15 protein-coding genes are annotated in these 16,234 nt (G+C 59.4%); 4 read left to right on the forward strand and 11 right to left on the reverse strand.

Translation table 11 applies throughout. The annotated features are described in order from the left end of the window. Positions 1 to 31: 31 nt before the first annotated feature. Together JNM28_01590 and JNM28_01595 are read right to left on the reverse strand one after the other, a co-directional pair. Positions 32 to 769 carry a PEP-CTERM sorting domain-containing protein gene (locus tag JNM28_01590; protein MBL8067117.1) on the reverse strand — a complete coding sequence of 246 codons (738 nt, stop codon included), beginning with the start codon at positions 767 to 769 and terminating at the stop codon, positions 32 to 34. A 227-nt stretch (positions 770 to 996) separates the two neighbouring features. Then, positions 997 to 2,493, reverse strand: a complete 1,497-nt coding sequence (locus JNM28_01595) for a carboxypeptidase M32 (GenBank protein ID MBL8067118.1) — start codon at positions 2,491 to 2,493, stop codon at positions 997 to 999. A gap of 69 nt (positions 2,494 to 2,562) precedes the next feature. On the opposite strand from JNM28_01595, the gene JNM28_01600 reads away from it, so the two are divergent. After that, entirely contained in the window at positions 2,563 to 2,901 is a 339-nt protein-coding gene (locus JNM28_01600; protein ID MBL8067119.1) for a tRNA-binding protein, read from the forward strand. Between the two features lie 13 nt (positions 2,902 to 2,914). Here the strand turns inward: JNM28_01600 and JNM28_01605 are convergent, their stop codons facing one another. The 5 genes from JNM28_01605 to JNM28_01625 are packed head-to-tail and all read right to left on the reverse strand — an operon-like array spanning position 2,915 to position 5,746. Continuing rightward, positions 2,915 to 3,262 (reverse strand): iron-sulfur cluster assembly accessory protein, encoded by a 348-nt coding sequence (locus tag JNM28_01605; protein MBL8067120.1) that lies wholly within the window; start codon positions 3,260 to 3,262, stop codon positions 2,915 to 2,917. A gap of 5 nt (positions 3,263 to 3,267) precedes the next feature. Then, the gene (locus JNM28_01610; protein MBL8067121.1) at positions 3,268 to 3,738 is read right to left on the reverse strand and encodes an Rrf2 family transcriptional regulator; all 471 of its coding nucleotides are present in this window, start codon (positions 3,736 to 3,738) and stop codon (positions 3,268 to 3,270) included. Positions 3,739 to 3,748: 10 nt separating this feature from the next. Further along, positions 3,749 to 4,048: a DUF59 domain-containing protein gene (locus JNM28_01615; protein MBL8067122.1), complete on the reverse strand. Its 300-nt coding sequence runs from the start codon at positions 4,046 to 4,048 to the stop codon at positions 3,749 to 3,751. A 55-nt stretch (positions 4,049 to 4,103) separates the two neighbouring features. Continuing rightward, positions 4,104 to 4,532, reverse strand: coding sequence for an SUF system NifU family Fe-S cluster assembly protein (locus JNM28_01620; GenBank protein ID MBL8067123.1), 429 nt, complete (start codon positions 4,530 to 4,532; stop codon positions 4,104 to 4,106). Continuing rightward, on the reverse strand, positions 4,532 to 5,746 hold the full coding sequence (locus JNM28_01625) for a SufS family cysteine desulfurase (protein ID MBL8067124.1): 1,215 nt from the start codon (positions 5,744 to 5,746) through the stop codon (positions 4,532 to 4,534). Before JNM28_01625 ends, JNM28_01620 begins: the two co-directional genes overlap by 1 nt. Before the next feature lie 196 nt (positions 5,747 to 5,942). Between JNM28_01625 and JNM28_01630 the strand changes: the two genes are divergently transcribed. Then, a complete protein-coding gene (locus JNM28_01630) occupies positions 5,943 to 7,007 on the forward strand; it encodes an EAL domain-containing protein (GenBank protein ID MBL8067125.1) in 1,065 nt (354 codons plus the stop codon). Here JNM28_01630 and JNM28_01635 read toward each other — a convergent pair. Then, a complete protein-coding gene (locus JNM28_01635; protein ID MBL8067126.1) occupies positions 7,001 to 7,918 on the reverse strand; it encodes a YegS/Rv2252/BmrU family lipid kinase in 918 nt (305 codons plus the stop codon). The two genes, JNM28_01630 and JNM28_01635, sit on opposite strands and share 7 nt — an antisense overlap. A gap of 65 nt (positions 7,919 to 7,983) precedes the next feature. Between JNM28_01635 and msrB the strand changes: the two genes are divergently transcribed. Continuing rightward, positions 7,984 to 8,520, forward strand: a complete 537-nt coding sequence (msrB, locus tag JNM28_01640) for a peptide-methionine (R)-S-oxide reductase MsrB (protein ID MBL8067127.1) — start codon at positions 7,984 to 7,986, stop codon at positions 8,518 to 8,520. A 32-nt stretch (positions 8,521 to 8,552) separates the two neighbouring features. Beyond that, positions 8,553 to 10,400 carry a CocE/NonD family hydrolase gene (locus tag JNM28_01645; GenBank protein MBL8067128.1) on the forward strand — a complete coding sequence of 616 codons (1,848 nt, stop codon included), beginning with the start codon at positions 8,553 to 8,555 and terminating at the stop codon, positions 10,398 to 10,400. Between the two features lie 6 nt (positions 10,401 to 10,406). Here the strand turns inward: JNM28_01645 and JNM28_01650 are convergent, their stop codons facing one another. The 3 genes from JNM28_01650 to JNM28_01660 all read right to left on the reverse strand — a co-directional run bounded on the left by JNM28_01650 (position 10,407) and on the right by JNM28_01660 (position 16,218). Continuing rightward, positions 10,407 to 10,760 (reverse strand): MarR family transcriptional regulator, encoded by a 354-nt coding sequence (locus JNM28_01650; GenBank protein MBL8067129.1) that lies wholly within the window; start codon positions 10,758 to 10,760, stop codon positions 10,407 to 10,409. Between the two features lie 449 nt (positions 10,761 to 11,209). Then, positions 11,210 to 12,688, reverse strand: coding sequence for a Fe-S cluster assembly protein SufB (sufB, locus tag JNM28_01655; protein ID MBL8067130.1), 1,479 nt, complete (start codon positions 12,686 to 12,688; stop codon positions 11,210 to 11,212). A 101-nt stretch (positions 12,689 to 12,789) separates the two neighbouring features. Then, positions 12,790 to 16,218, reverse strand: a complete 3,429-nt coding sequence (locus tag JNM28_01660) for a hypothetical protein (protein MBL8067131.1) — start codon at positions 16,216 to 16,218, stop codon at positions 12,790 to 12,792. Positions 16,219 to 16,234: the final 16 nt, after the last annotated feature.

Raw genomic sequence — 16,234 nt, forward strand, 5'->3', positions numbered from 1 at the left:
CCCTCCAGACTAACCGAATCAGTGAGAGCGGTTAGCTCTTCTTGCGTCGGCGGGCAGCGATGCCAGCGGCGGCAACGGCGAGCAGGCTCATCGTCGCCGGTTCGGGAACCGCTTGGCCCCGAATTTGGAAGACCGCGTCGCCACCGAGCGGGCCAGCGCCGCCATCGACGAAAGCCGGGGCAAAGGCGCCACCAGCCAGCGACTGTTGGGCGTTTTGACCGTTGACGGCTTGGCCGGTCGGGATTGCCGGGGCCCACGGGCCGCTGTTGGCCGTGCTGCCAACAAAGTTGAACTTAAGGAAGTAGGTTCCCGCGCTCAGGTTGATGTTCAAGCCACTGACTTCAACCAACTGCAAGCGGCGGTTTGCATCGCTGGTTACACCTGTGGCCACCCGGTAGGTGTTGGTGAGAGTCGTGGTGACGGTTGCCGCCGGATTGACCGTGACCGAAGTCAGGTCGGAATCGATGGCAAAGTTGACACCGGTGATCGTCGCCGTCGTAGCGCCGGTTTGGTAAGACCAGAACCGCAGCCCCGTGATGTTCCAACCACCCGCGCCGACGGTGAAGTCATCGGCCATCACGTTGGTGTTGGCCGCTTGCGCGCCCCAACCAAACAGCGTTTCGGTTCCGGAGAGTTGGCTCAGGTCGGCACCAGCAATGGCACCGGTTCCGCCGCCAGCAACGTTGACGACATTGCTTTGATCCCAAAGGACTTGTGCGAAGGAGACAGGGCCGAGGGCGGCCATTGCAAGCAGGGTTATTCCTTTCATTTTTTCCTCTTCTGTTCAAGCGCGACCGAAAGTGCCGCGGAACTTCAACACCACTATAGCTAAACTGAGCATGGAATTTCTTAATATTGCGAAAGCAAGTACTATTACTGGCCGTAATACCGTTCTCACTATTGGCATTGCAGTCACGTTGCAGACATTTGGCCCATCAATAGGCAACCGGCATTCCTTGAGTGGTGCCGGTTGCCCGTTTGACATTTGCCTAAGACTTATTCCAGACCATAGATTCCGGCATATTTTGCCCGGATCCGCCGCAAGTAGGGCTCGGCATCCAGCCCGCCGCCCGTGACCCGCTGCAAAAGCTCCTGGGGCGGATATTTGGAGCCCATCCGGTAAACCTTCTCCCGGAGCCAACCCAAAATCGGGGCAAAATCGCCCTTCTCCATCAGCGCATCCGTATCGCCCAAGTCAGATTCCAAGAGTTCCCATAGTTGGTAGCTCAAAATGTTCCCCATTGAATAGGTGGGGAAGTAACCGAGCATCCCCCCGCTCCAATGGACATCTTGCAGGCATCCCTTGGCGTCCGAATCCGGGACGATGCCCAAATAGGTTTTGTACCGGTCGTTCCATTCCGTTGGGATGTCGGCAACCTTGATCGAGCCATCCATCATCCCTTTTTCCAGCTCGTACCTGACCATGATGTGCAGGTTGTAAGTGACCTCGTCGGCCTCTACCCGGATCAGCGTGGGCCGGCTCCGGTTAACCGCCCGGTAGAACGTTTCTAGATCAACCGATCCCAATTGCGGGAACGCCGCCTGCAAGTCCGCGTAATAGTGCTTCCAAAACGGCAGGCTTCGTCCCACGATGTTTTCCCATGTCCGCGACTGGCTCTCGTGCCAGCCCAAACTGACCCCGCCGGCAAGCGGCGTCCGATCCCACTCGTCTGGACTCCCTTGCTCGTAATGGCCATGCCCCGCCTCGTGCAAACTCCCGAAAATGGCGCTCGGAAGGTAATCCAAAAACCGGGTGGTCAAACGGACATCGCCAATCGCGAAGTTTGTGCAGAACGGGTGCGGGGCCGTATCCAAACGGCCGCGGTCCATGCGGAAACCAATCCCTTCGATCAATTTGAGACTGAACGATCTCTGTGCGGACTCGTCCCAATCCCCGTAAAGGAACGAATCATCGGGCTGGCTGGGGCTGTTCTTGATTTCAGACACCAGATCCGTCAACGGCTGGCGGATCGAATCGAACATCGCATCCCAAAACTTCCGGGTCGCCCCTTGCTCGAACTGGTCGGTCACTGCGTCATAGGGGTGGTCTTCATATCCCAGGCACTCGGCAATCTTCCGACTGATATCGACCGTTTGTTCCAAAATAGGCTGGAACGATTTGTAATCGTTGTTCTTGCGGGCCTTGACCCAAACCTCGTGCCCGACCGCCGCCAGCTTGGCCTGCTCGGCCACCAGGTCTCCCGGGATCTTGGTCTTGATGTCCATCTGCCGACGCACAACCCGCACCATTGCAGAATCGTCGTCGTCGCCGCCGCTCACTTCTGATTCGGCCGATTCCAACGCCCGTTGAGTTTCTTCGGCAACAAACAGGCTATGGGCCATCTCGCTCAGCAAGCCCACGTGCTCGCTCCGCGCACCGGCCCCGCCTTCCGGCATCAAGCACTGTTGATCCCACTCCATCAGGGCGGTGGCCGCGCCCAAGGCGTTCACTTGGGCCATTCGGGCCTTCAAAGATTCCAAACCTGAACTCATGGCGGCAGATTACTCGGGACCCGCGAACTTTGCATGAAACCATGTCCCGACATCCATCAGACTTGGCGTATGGTGCCCATTTCTTTCGGCGATTTCGAGCGGGTCGAACTCCGGGTCGGAACGATCCTGGCCGCCGAACCCTTCCCGCAGGCCCGCAAGCCCGCCTACAAACTCACCATCGACTTCGGCCCCGAATTCGGCACCAGGCGCAGCTCCGCCCAAATCACCCGCCACTACACGCCGCAAGACCTGGTGGGCACCCAAGTCGTGGCCGTCTTGAACTTCCCGCCCAAGCAGATCGGGCCGTTCGTGTCGGAGTGTTTGGTCACCGGGTTCGCCGATGCAGAAGGCGCCGTTATCCTGGCCCGGCCAGAGCGGCCCGTCCCCAACGGAACCAAGCTGTTCTGACTAGGGCCGCCCCTCAGCCGATCCGGCGAGGCGTGAAACTCGTGCCGCAACCGCAAGAGCGTTCCGCATTCGGATTCTCAAAACGGAAGCCGCCACCCATCAGATTTCCCGTGTAAACCAAGGCTGCGCCCTCCAAGAACTTTGCCGACTTGGCATCAAGGCGGACGGCAAAACCTTCCCCTTCAAAGACAAAATCGCCGTCGCGGGGAACAGTGTCCAGCATGAAGAGATATTCCAGACCCGAGCAACCGCCACCTTTGACTCCGATGCGCAAAAACGAACCCTCCGTCCCCTTTCGGGCCAAGAGCCGCACAATTTGCGCAGCCGCTTCCGGCGCAATGACAACCGGGAAATCCGGCACCGGCGTCACGCCCCCTCGCGGCTGGGCCGCGAAACCGAGAGGTGGATAGCCGGGGCTTCCACCGATCCATCCAAAAGATCCTGAACCGTATACCGCCCCAAGACCCCGTCTACCGCCTGTTGGACACCCGTCCAAAGCGGCCTTAAAGCGCAGTCGGTTTCATGGACGCAGGCCGCTTGGATCCCGGTATGGCGCGCACAAAATTCCTCGCCAAAAAGTCGCCCGCCCAACGGGGAGAGCACATCGCGCAAAACCATTTCTCTGGGCTTCATTGCCAGCTGGTAGCCGCCCTGCTGACCCCGCGTGCTGGTGACAAAGCCGGACCGGCGCAGGATTCCCAAGATTTTTGCCACGTGGCTCGCCGTCAGGCCTTCCACTTCGCTGATCTCGGGGATCGTCATCGATGCCCCGGGGCCGCGCCGGGCCAACGAGACCAGGCAACGCAGGCCGTACTCTTCTTGTGCACTGAACTTCATCGCTTAAGCCTCAAAACAACCCCAATTCCAGCCGGATGTGCTCCGGCATGCGGTCGATCGTATAGGGGGGATCCCACACCAACTCCACCGTGGCATCCGTGACCCCCGGCGTGTTGCGCGCGGCATCTTCTGCCTGGCCCGGCAAAATCCCGGCAACCGGGCAAGCCGGGCTTGTGAGGGTCATCGTGATCGCCACCTCACCGAATTGGTCGACGTGGATGCCGTAAATCAAGCCCAAGTCATAGATGTTCACGGGCAGCTCGGGGTCATAGACCTGGCGGAGGGATTCGATCACCTCCCCTTCCAACATGGCGCGTTCAATCGAATTCAAAGCCTTCCGGCCGGTTTCGGGAGGGGGGATCGGTTCAGGCACCGGCTTCTCCTGCACCCAAGGCATCTTTGACCGCATGCCACGCCAGGGTTGCGCATTTGACCCGGTTCGGGTAGTTTTTCACGCCGGTCAGGGCTTCCAATTCGCCAAGCCCTCCGCTCGGGGCACCTTCCACTGTCACGGCCTGTTGGAATTGGGTGAACAGATCCCGGACTTCAGCAACCGACTTCCCACGGATCATTTGCGTCATCAGGCTGGCGCTCGCCATGCAGATCGCGCAGCCCGACCCCTTGAAACGGATCTCTTCCACCCGGTCGCCGCGCACGGCCAAACTCACCAAAACCCGGTCGCCGCAAAGCGTGTTGAATCCTTCCGCCACATGGGTCGGATCTTGGAGGTCGCCAAAGTTCCGGGGTTTCCGGCCGTGATCCAAAATCACGTCTTGGTACAGGTCGTTCAGCATCAAGCGAATATCCCCCGCGTAGCGAGAACCCCTTCAATCAGGACTTTTAAGTCCACATCAGTATTATACGCCGCGAAGCTCGCCCGGACCGTCCCCGGGATGCCAAGCCGGTCCATCAGCGGCATGCAACAGTGGTGGCCCGTCCGCACGGCCACCCCATGGCGATCCAAAACGGTTCCCACATCATGGGGATGCGCGAATTCCGTCACGAAACTCACAACCGCTGCCTTTTCTCCCCCTTCCGCCACCAAACGCACTCCGGGGATCTCGCGCAATGCCTTGCGGCACGCTTCCGCCAATTCATTTTCGTGGCAGGCAATGGCTTCAACCCCATTTTCGACCATCCAGTCCAAAGCCCGGCTAAACCCGATCGCCCCATCGACGTGCGGGGTTCCCGGTTCAAACCGGTTCGGAATGGTGTTGAACGTCGTCCCGTCAAAACTCACCGATCGAATCATATCCCCGCCGCCCTGGAACGGGGGCATCGAGTCAAGCAGTTCCCGCCGGCCGTAGAGTGCCCCCATCCCCATCGGCCCATAGACCTTGTGCGAGCTCATGGCGTAAAAGTCGGCGCCGAGGGCTTGCACGTCGACCTGCACATGGGCTAGAGCCTGGGCACCGTCAACGACTGCGACCGCCCCAACATCATGCGCCATCCGGGCGATTTCGGCGACCGGGTTGACCCGGCCCGTCGCATTGCAGACATGTTTGACCCCGACCACCTTGACCGGTCCGGAAAGCATCCGCTGAAGGGCCCCCAGGTCGATCTGGCAATCGTCATCGATGGGGATTGGTTTGACCTGCGCGCCAACCCGGTTGGCGGCCAACTGCCACGGCACGATGTTGGCGTGGTGCTCCATCGTGCTCAACAAGATCTCGTCCCCTGGCCCGAGATTGGCCGCTCCCCAAGAGTGGGCGACGAGGTTTAGGCTCTCCGTGCATCCTTTGGTCCAGATGATTTCTGCCGACTCTTTGGCATTGACAAACGTCCGCACGCGGTCGCGGGCCGATTCAAAGGCATCGGTCGCCTCCTGGCTCAATGTGTGCACCCCGCGGTGCACGTTTGCGTTGCAACTGCGCGAAAAAGCGTCCATCGCCGCCAGCACACAATCTGGCCGCTGCATCGTCGCCGCATTATCTAAATAGGCAAGCGCCCGGCCATGAACCTGCCTTTCCAAAATCGGGAATTGGGGATGCAGATCTTTTCCGACCACATTCCGTTTCTACCGGTTTTGAACCCCGTGGACGCTTCAGGTCCCGGCAGGGGGCAAATTGCAACTGACATTTGCCCTTTTTCAACACATTTTTCCACATATGGGGAAAACTCCGGCCAACACTGGTATTATTCCCGCTGGCATTAGTTCGGGCATCGAATGGTGAGAACCCGAATTGATCCAAAGAGGATTCATCTTGCCATTGCGCGCGTTCATTTTCAGCGCCCAAGGCCGGCAAAAAAATGAATACCGGGGCTCCGGGGTCGCCGTCTTCAGCGACGACCGGGATGTGGCCGCAAAGGGTCGGGGATTGGGACAACCCGATTTGGTCAACGGCTCGGTGTTCCATTTCGCAGGCCACGGGTGGGAAGAAGCCCTGGAAGGCTTTGCGCAATCCCTGTCACACGGTGAGATATCCACATGTGCCGCCGTGCGCTACTGCTCCGATGAACCTGTGGAGCCATGGCGGGCCCTGTCTCTCGGCGACCTGCTCACCCAGATTTCCGGCAAATGGTTTGAAGACCTATTGGACGACAACCGGCTCATTGCCCACTTCCAGCCGATCTACAGCCTTAAATCTTGCCGGACCATCGGCTTTGAAGCCCTGGCGCGCGGAGTCGAGCACGACGGGCTCCGATCCGGGTTCGAACTCTCATCCACCGCCAACCGGTTGGGAATGGGAAAGATCTTTGACCAACGCGCCCGGCTTGCCGCCTGCGACGGTTTGAACGGACTCGTCCATCCGGATGAGTCGATCTTCCTCAACTTGGCGCCCGCCGAATACGGCACCGGTTGCGATGAAATCCATATGACGGTCTTTGCGTTGCGGAACGCTGGCGTCGCCCCCGCGCAAGTCGTTTTCGAATTCATTGAATCCGAAGGGTTCCCAGGCGAATCCGCCCTCCTCAACTTGGTGGCTTGCATTCGGGAATCCGGGGCCCGCATCGCCCTCGACGATTTTGGATCTGGGCACAGCACCATCGCCACCGCAGAAATCGTCCGGCCTGACATCGTCAAATTCGACCGGTCACTGATCCAATCCGCCGATTGCGAAGCCAAGGAAGCCGTTTGCACGTCGCTCGTGGCCTTTTGCCGGGCTCTGGGATCCCAAACCGTTGCCGAAGGGATCGAAACCCTCCCGCAGCTAGCCTTTGCGGAACGGTGCGGGTTCGATTGCGTCCAAGGGTGGCTGATCGGGCGACCCGCCGCTGTCCCCTTCCGGCCGAACCTCGAACTCCAACAGAGCCTGATCGACTACTGAGCCCAAGACCAATCGTCGAGACGGTTCTGGGGTACCCGGAGCCCCGGGCCGACCAATGTCCGGAGCACGCCTGGCCGCATCGAAAACTCCAACACGTCGAACCATGATTCCTCGCCGTCGATGACCACCGGCAATTGGGGATTGGTCTGCAACACCAAACGGTCTGTCTTCATCCAATCGACCTCCTCGGTTTCGGTGTGCTTGCCGGCCAACGCCAAAACCGACGCCCCGATCATATGGCCCACATCGATCGGCTTCACCGCGTAAACGTCGAATTGGCCGTCGGTCACCGTTGCATCCGGACTGGCCAAAAACGGGCCCGCATGCGTGCGGCCATTGCACACCACCACCTGGATCATCTCGCCGCTGATCGTTTCGCGTTCCCCCACGATCTCCACCTCGAACGGTTTTGCCTTGCGGATGGCGGAAACGACTGCCGGGCCGTAACTGGCCTTGCCCAAAATCCCCTTTCCCTGCAGCCCCCGGGCGATGTCGGTGGTCAGACCCACGGTCGCCACGGTCAAAAACGGGCGACCGCTGCAAACCCCCATGTCTAGCCGGGCGACCCGGCCCTGGGCCAAGGTTTGCGCCGCGCCCGCCAAGTCCTGCGGGATGCCAGACTCCCGAGCGAATTGATTGCCCGTCCCCAATGGCATCACTCCAAACACGGTTTTGGATCCGGCGAAAAGCCCGGCTACACTGCCCAGCGTTCCGTCTCCGCCCCCGACGATGACGGCTTTGGCCCCGCCTGCGACCCGTGATTCCACCAAGGCCCGCATTTCTTCGAAGCTGGAACAGAGGCGCGACTCGGCCAATTCCAGGCCCGCCGCCAACAAGGCGCCTTCGGCCGACGGGAACTCCGATTGGGACCGCCGTGACCCTTCATTGGCATAAAAGAACACCCCGCCCATAAGCCAGATTATCCATACGCCGCCAAACTGCGAACATTTCCGGCGTCCAAAACATTAGGACGGACATGAAGGCACTCCTCATCGCTTCCCTTGCCGCACTCGCCGGGTTCGGCCTTTACGCCACCCAAAACCGGGCCCAATCCAATGGGGAACCCGAAAAGATCGGCGGAATCCCTGTGACCAACAAGTCGCCCCAACGCAAGGACAAAGTTGTTAAGACCGATGCCCAATGGAAAGCCCAACTCACCGATCAGCAATACCGGATTTTGCGCGCCAAGGGCACCGAGGCTGCCTTTTGTGGCGGTCACCTAAACAACCACGAAGAAGGCGTCTTCTCGTGCGTCGGTTGCGGGCTTCCTTTGTTCAAATCGGATGCCAAATTTGAATCCGGCACCGGATGGCCCAGCTTTTTCCAACCCTATAACCAAGAAAACATCTGGCTCAAAGCCGACGACAGTTACGGCATGCACCGGATCGAAGTCCTTTGCGCCCGGTGCGATGGACACCTCGGACACGTTTTCGATGACGGACCGAGCGACAAAACGGGGCTCCGGTATTGCATCAACGGAGACATCCTGACGTTCAAAAAATCCGGAAACTGATTTTTGGCCGCTTCGTCGGGCACAATGCAAAAATGTTGCGTGCCCGAATTTTCGTGGCGTTGGCGGCCCTCGCCGCCTTGGCAGTCCCCGTTGCCGCCCAAAACCCCCAGGATCAGTACCAAAAGTACGAGTACATGATCCCAATGCGGGACGGGGCAAAGCTCTACACCGCCGTCTATGTGCCCAAAAGCCTGACCGGCCAATCGCCGATCCTGCTGGAAAGGACGCCCTATTCCGCCGGGCCATACGGGCCCACCGCCTACCGGGGCGGCCACCGGGGATCGCAAAAGTTCAAAGATGCCCAATACATCTTTGCCTATCAGGACGTGCGGGGGCACTACATGTCCGAGGGCACCTTCGTTGATGTCCGGCCCCAGCTCAGCCAGACCTTCCAGCACAACGGGATCGAACCCAACCCCCACGACATCGATGAAAGCACCGACACCTACGATACTGTAGACTACTTGATCCAAAATGTGCCGCACACCAACGGCCGGGTCGGAATCTGGGGAATCAGCTATCCCGGGGGCTATGCCGCACTTGGCGCCCTGTGCGGGCATCCGGCCCTGGTGGCCGCCAGCCCCCAAGCCCCAACGGCCGATTGGTTCCTCGGTGACGACTTCCACCACAACGGCGCATTCATGCTCCAGGATTTCATTTCCTTTTACAGCGGTTTCGGCGTCGTGCAAGATAAACCCGGCCCCACTCGGCCGCCGGGCATCCCGATCAACATCAATGGGGACGCCTACAAATACTTCCTGGATCTCGGCGGCCTTGCCAATGTCGAGACCAAGCTCTACAAGGGTCAAATCCCGTTTTGGCAAGACGGCATCCGCAACGACACCTACAACGACTTTTGGCAGGCCCGTTCCATCCATTCGCACCTCATTAACGTCAAACCCGCGTGCCTTTGGGTGGGCGGGTTCTATGACGCCGAAGACTGCTATGGTCCGATGGCCTGCTACAAAGCGATGGAACTCACCGGCCGCCAACCCAACAACTGGCTGGTGATGGGCCCCTGGTACCACGGCATGTGGGCCAGCGGCGCCGGACAAAAATTCCATGTGCACGACTGGGGCTCAAACACCAGCACCTATTTCCAGGACGAAATCGAGTTCCCGTTCTTCGATGCCTTCCTGCGGGGAGACCGCAAGTATTCGCGTCCCAAAGCCACCGTTTTCGATAGCGGGGCAAAGGTTTGGAAAACGTTTGACACATGGCCGCCAACGCAGTCCAAACTGGCCAACCACTACCTGGATCCAGCCGGAAAGTTGACCGAGACCAAACGGTCTCAAATTGGCAAGTTGAGTTATGTCAGCGACCCCGCCAACCCGGTTCCTTACCAAGGGGGCACCCTGACCAGGCGCACCCGGGAATACATGCTCGATGACCAAAAGTTCGCCATCGGCCGGCCCGACGTCCTCACATTCACCACCGATGCGCTCACCGCCGACTACGCCGTGGCGGGCAACGTCCAGGCCGAGATTTTCACCCAGATCTCCGGTACCGACTGCGATTTCGTCGTCAAGGTCATCGACGTGTTCCCTGCCAACGACCCGGTCAACCCCAACTTCCACATGCTCGTCCGGGGTGAAGTCATGCGTTCCAAATTCCGCAATAGCTTCAGCAACCCCCAACCCATGGATCCAGACCGGATCGAAAGGGTGCCCTTTAGCCTGCCCGACATCTGCCACACCTTCAAAAAAGGCCACCGCATCGAAGTCCAGGTGCAGTCCAGCTGGTTCCCGCTGGTCGACCGGAATCCCGGGAAGTTTATGAACATCTTCACGGCGACGGACGCCGACTTCCAAAAGTGCAACATCGCCGTGTTCATGGGAGGGGATTCGCCCAGTCGGATCCGGCTCGGCAAAACCGATTGACGGCCATCAGGCCCGGGCGGCGGCGCGCGCTTCTTTGCTCACCCGGCTGAACAGCGTGTGGATCTGCCGGGCCTCTTCGTCCGTCACAACTTTTTCCCAGCATTCCAAAAGGGCGGTCTGTACGATTTCGCACGCCTTGTGCCGGGCGGCAATGCCTTCCGGAGTTACCACGGCGAACCATCCGCGGCGGTCATCGGGAAACGGCTCACGGCGCACCAACCCCTGTTCTTCCAAACGGTCAACCATCCGGGTCAGGCCACTCCGGCTGAACATCACCGTGTCGGCCAACTCGCTCATCCGAAGCCGATGGCCATCCGCTTCTTCCAAGGTCGAAAGCACATCATAGACTTCCAGCGGCACTTCGTGCGCTTGTCTCAGGCGCCTATCCAACTCTTTCGTAATCGAAGATTGCGCTTCCAGTAATGTTCGCCATGCTAGGCGGTGATTTTCCGAAATGATGTGAGGCATTTTTCTCTCAGGACCGTTTGAGTAGGCAAAACCCGCAATTGTTCCATGCCTGGTATCAGTTACGGGCCAAATTCTCTATCCGACGCAGCCACTGGCTCAACATTCCATTTGCAACTAATTTTCACCGCAGTTTTCAGACTCAGCGAAGTCATTGAATCGGAAACATGAACAAATATTTATGAAGATCAATTGTTCCAAAAACAACCACCTTGACCAGCTGGAACATCATGCCGGGCACCCATCCTGACGGGCTGGGGCCAGCGGCGTTGCAATGCGGTCAAAGATTACAAAACCAGCGCGCTGGCGCCATCTCGCCGCTGCCCCGCAACCGCCAAGGGCATTTAACCCACGGAGTGTTCCAGAGAAACCGCCAAAAGCTTTTGGGCCTCCACGGCAAACTCCATGGGCAGCTCGCGGAACACATCTTTGCAGAACCCGCTGACGATCATGTTCACGGCGTCTTCCTCGCTGATCCCGCGCTGGGCCAAGTAAAACAGCTGATCCTCGCCGATTTTGGATGTTGTCGCTTCGTGCTCCATCATCGCCGTGTTGTTCTTGACTTCAATATAGGGGAACGTGTGCGCGCCGCACCGGTCGCCCATCAGCATCGAATCGCAAACGGAATAGTTCCGGGCGCCCGCCGCGCCGGGATTGATCTTGACCAGGCCGCGATAGGTGTTCTGCCCGTTGCCTGCGCTGATCCCTTTGCTCACGATCGTCGAGCGCGTGTTCTTGCCAATGTGCACCATCTTGGTTCCGGTGTCGGCTTGCTGCTTGCCTGCCGTCAACGCGACCGAATAAAACTCGCCGACGCTGGAATCCCCTTTCAGGATCACGCTTGGGTACTTCCAAGTGATGCTGGAACCGGTTTCCACCTGAGTCCAAGTCACCTTGGAGCGGTCGCCTTCGGCCCGGGCCCGTTTGGTGACGAAATTGAAAATTCCGCCCTTGCCCTCTTTGTCGCCGGGATACCAGTTTTGGACTGTTGAGTATTTAATCTCCGCATCCGCGTCGGCCCAAAGCTCAACCACGGCCGCATGCAGTTGGTTTTCGTCCCGCTTTGGAGCCGTGCACCCTTCCAAATAACTTACCTTGGCCCCTTCTTCACACACGATCAATGTCCGTTCGAACTGGCCAGTGTTCTGCTCATTGATGCGGAAGTACGTGCTCAGCTCCATGGGGCAGGTCACCCCTTTCGGCACAAAGACAAACGAACCATCCGTGAACACCGCCGAATTCAGGGTCGCATAGAAGTTGTCCGTATAGGGGACAACCTGCCCCAGGTACTTCTTCACGAGCTCAGAGTGCTCCTTGACCGCCTCGCTGATCGGCATAAAGATCACGCCCGCCTCTTTCAACTTCTCCTTGAATGTGGTGGCCACGCTGACACTGTCGAAAACCGCATCGACCGCGACATTGGCCAGCATCATCTGCTCTTGCAGGGGAATGCCCAATTTGTTGAAGGTCGCGATCAGCTCGGGATCAGCTTCATCGAGCGAATTCAACTTCGGCATCTTTTTTGGCGCGCTGAAATAGCTGATTGATTGCAGATCCGGCTGTTGGTAGCCCACGTTCGGCCACTGCGGGTATTCCATCGTCTGCAGGTGGCGGTACGCCTTGAGCCGGAAATCCAAGAGCCATTCAGGTTCGCCCTTTTTGGCGCTGATGAACCGGATCACATCCTCATTGAGCCCCGGCGGAAGCGTGTCGCTTTCGACATTGCTAACGAATCCCCATTTGTACTCGCGCTCCGCGTAATGCTCCAAAAGGGCGTCGTCGTTCTCGAATTCAATGGCGGTGGCTTCCGGGTTTTCCAACATCGGACAAATGCATCCTGTGGGAGGGGAGATCCCCGTCCCACGACCAAAGTGTACTTTATGGTCCGGATTGGGCCGGGGCAGACGCCCCGGCCCAATCCCGCTTAGGGCAGGACCCGGAACCGCACCCGGTCGACCCGGGTTGTGAACTGGGTGGCCGGCGGGCCGCTGACGACCAGGATCACTTGAAGCTGGCCACTGGGCCCGACATAGATCGAGGGGTTGTTGAGGTCGATCTGGATCACGCCGTCGGTAGCCCCGAGAGTCCCGGTTCCCAGCAGATTAGTTTTGGACGTCGTGACGCCCGGCACGTAGACCGCATAGGAAACCCCAGACAAGCTGGACGACCCTTCGATTTCGATCCTGACCTTGGAGGGGTTGACAACCCCAATCACCGTCTCATAGACCGCCTTGGAGGCTTGGCGGTCGATCCGGTCGATTTGCCAGGTCTGCCGGATGTCATCCGAGTTCAGGATCTCCGGCAAACCGCCCGAGATGTTTGTCGCATTCAGCAAGTTGAATGCGGTCGCGGCAAAGTCCGTCGTGGCCTTGATGGTGACAGTCGCCGAAGCCGAAGCCCCCATGGAAGCCGTGACCAAGGCGTTTTCGTCCACAGCCACCTCATCGGTGGTGTAGGCCACCTGCGCCGAACTTTGCCCAGCCGGAATGAACACCGTTGCCGGCACGTGGAGTTTCGGCGAACCCGAAGCCAGCGGCACAGTCACGCCGCCTGCCGGGGCCGGTCGGTCGATCGTCACCGTGACAGAACCGCCATCGCCGCCCATGACCGAAGTCGGGCTAACGGAAACACCGGTGACAACCGCAGGAACCAACTTGATCCGCCACATGCCCCGGCCAAACGTCGCCGCCGTCAGGTATCCGGTCGCCGCGTTGGCCTTGAGCCGGCTCACTTGGGTGTTGGGCAGCCCAAGCGGGCGGGTCATGTCGGTATAAGACCCGCCCGAGTTCGCCGTTGTGAAAACCCCGACGTCGGTCGCGATGTACCAGCGCGTTTCAGGTTGCCACGGATCCCGCGCGATGGAGTTCGCCGCCAGGTTGGGCAGGCCCGTCGCCCCGCTGCCGCTGACGTCGGTCAACGTCGGGGTGGGGGTGTCCGTGCCGGTGATCCGGTACAGGTGGGGGCCGGAACCGCCAACCGCAACCAAGATGTCGTTTTTGTTGTTCGGGTTCACCGAGATGTCCAAAATGGAGCGGTTAGTGAATCCGATCAGGTTGTCCAACCTCGTCCAAGACGCCCCGAAGTTGCGGCTCATGTAGAGGTCGCCGTCGCTGGCACCCGTGTAGATGATGTTCGAATCCCCGGGGGCGATGCCGACCGCGCGGATCTGGCCAGAAGTCGAAAGGGCGGTGCCGCCCAACCGGGCCGACCAAGTCCCCGTGCCTTCTTTGTAACGCCACAGGTAGTTGGTGTTGATGTAGACGTTGGTTTGGTCGTTGGGATCCAGCCACAGGTCGCCGATGAACGGGACACTATCGCTGCCAAAACTCGGCGCAAAGCTGGAAGAGCTCGCCCAGGCGTTGGTCGTGCGCTCCAACCCGTGGAATTGGCTGGAATGGTATTGGATGTTCGGGTTCGTCTGGTTGATCCCGCAACCGGCCCCGTCACCCGCCCCGGGGTTGCCCCATTGCAGGAGGTTGCCAAATGAGTGGGGCGATGAGTTGTCTTGAGTCCCGCCCATGGCGTAGTCGCCGTTGGTCGGGTGGGTGGCCAAGGTGTAGAACTGGGTGATCCCCAAGTTCTTGTTCAGCCGGATCCACGAATACGTGTCGCTAGCCGGGTTATAGACAAAATCAAACGCCCCCCCGTCCGTTGTGATCACCGCATGGTTCGGATTGGTCGGGTCGACCGCGCAGTTGTGGTTGTCTTGGTGGACAATCGCCGTGTTGGTGTAAGCCGCCGTGTAGTTGCTGCCGCCGATGTTGCGCCAAGTCGAACCGCCGTTGACCGAAAGCACCACGTCGATCAGCCCGACAAAGACCATGTCTTGGCCGTTCACGGAAGACGTTTTGATGTAGTAGTCGTACCAACCTTGGCTCCAGTTATAGGTGGATGTTCCACCGGTGCCGTTGGGGAATCCGGCCGTCACATCGGTCCAGGTTGCCCCCGCATCAATCGTTTTGTAGATCTTCCGGTTGGTGGTCGAAAGCAGATAGGCGGTATCCGGGTTGATCTTGGAAGCCGCAATGTGCAGCGGATTGACGCTGCCCGAAACCGGCGAGGTGACGCTTGTCCAAGTCGCTCCGTGGTCGTTGGACTTAACAATCGTCGCCGTACCCCCGGCAACGGCCCAAACCGTACGGGTTCCGTCGCCCCGCAACGCGCCGAAATCGACATAGCTCCAATCCTGATCGGTCGTGACGACCTCAGTCCAGTTTTGGCCAGAATCCGTTGAGCGGTAGACGCCGCGCGTTGCACCGCCCGTGCGCCCGGCCACCGCCAAAACCACGTTTGGCGTGTCGGGGTCAAAGGCCAAGCCCGGGATGTAGGATGAACCCATGTTCAAACCCGTCCGGACCCACGTCGCTCCGGCATCCGTGCTGCGCATCACACCGATCCCCGTCACATCTCCGCCATAAAAGTCGCCCGTCCCGGCAAGCACGATGTCTGGGTTGTTCGGATGCACCGCCAAGGAACTGACACCCATCAGGGGCCAGCCATCCGATGTTGTCGACCAATTTACGCCGCCATCGGTGGTTTTCCAAACCCCGCCATTGGAGCCGCCGATGTAAAACGTTTGCGGGTCGAGCGGATTGAAGGCCACCGCGTTCGCCCGACCGTTGACCGGGCTCAACCCAAAGTAGATCCGGTAAGGGGCCGCCAGGTCGCGCGGGCCCATGAACTCCCACATCCCCGCATAATCTTCAGTTGGGCCGCCGCCCGAATTCTTGCCCGAAAGGCCAAAGCTCGGGTTGAAGTTCCATGCCTCTTTGACCCGTGTGCCCTGAGGCTCCCGGGTCAAGGCCGAGGAATAGGTTCGACGGTCGGCGATTTCCGTGTAGCCCGAATAGTCGATTTCATCGTTGGGATAAGCGCGGTCGTGCTTCCATTGGAGATAGGCTTCCAGGTAGTCGAGCCCGGGGACTTCGAACATGCCTTCCCCTTCTTCGCTTTCGAGCTCCTGGCCCGTGGCTTCGGCCCATTCAATATACGCCTCGCGGTACTCCTCAACGATTTGCTTTGCTTCGCCGAGGGGGCGGTGCAAGATGCCTTCCCCCGGGAGGCGGGGGGCCAGCGGTTCGGCCTTGGCCACGCTTTTGCGAGCAGAAATCGCCTCAAGCTGACCCTCCAAATGATCCGGCGAATCCAGCCGCAGAACAAAGCCGTTGCCAGAAACGGAGACGACTTTCCCCCGCCCCGCCGCAAGGGCAGTAGCCGACGACACGACGTCCGTGCCCGGTTTTAACTGAACACGGACATCGACAGAAACGAATTGAGCCCGGGAGAAGCCGAGTGCGGCCAAAGCAAGAACCGACAACACCGAAGGCAACCGACGCAGAGTGCAACCAACCATCACAAAATCCTCCCCT

It is taken from the genome of Armatimonadota bacterium, from assembly GCA_016789105.1.
GTDB lineage: Bacteria > Armatimonadota > Fimbriimonadia > Fimbriimonadales > Fimbriimonadaceae > UphvI-Ar2.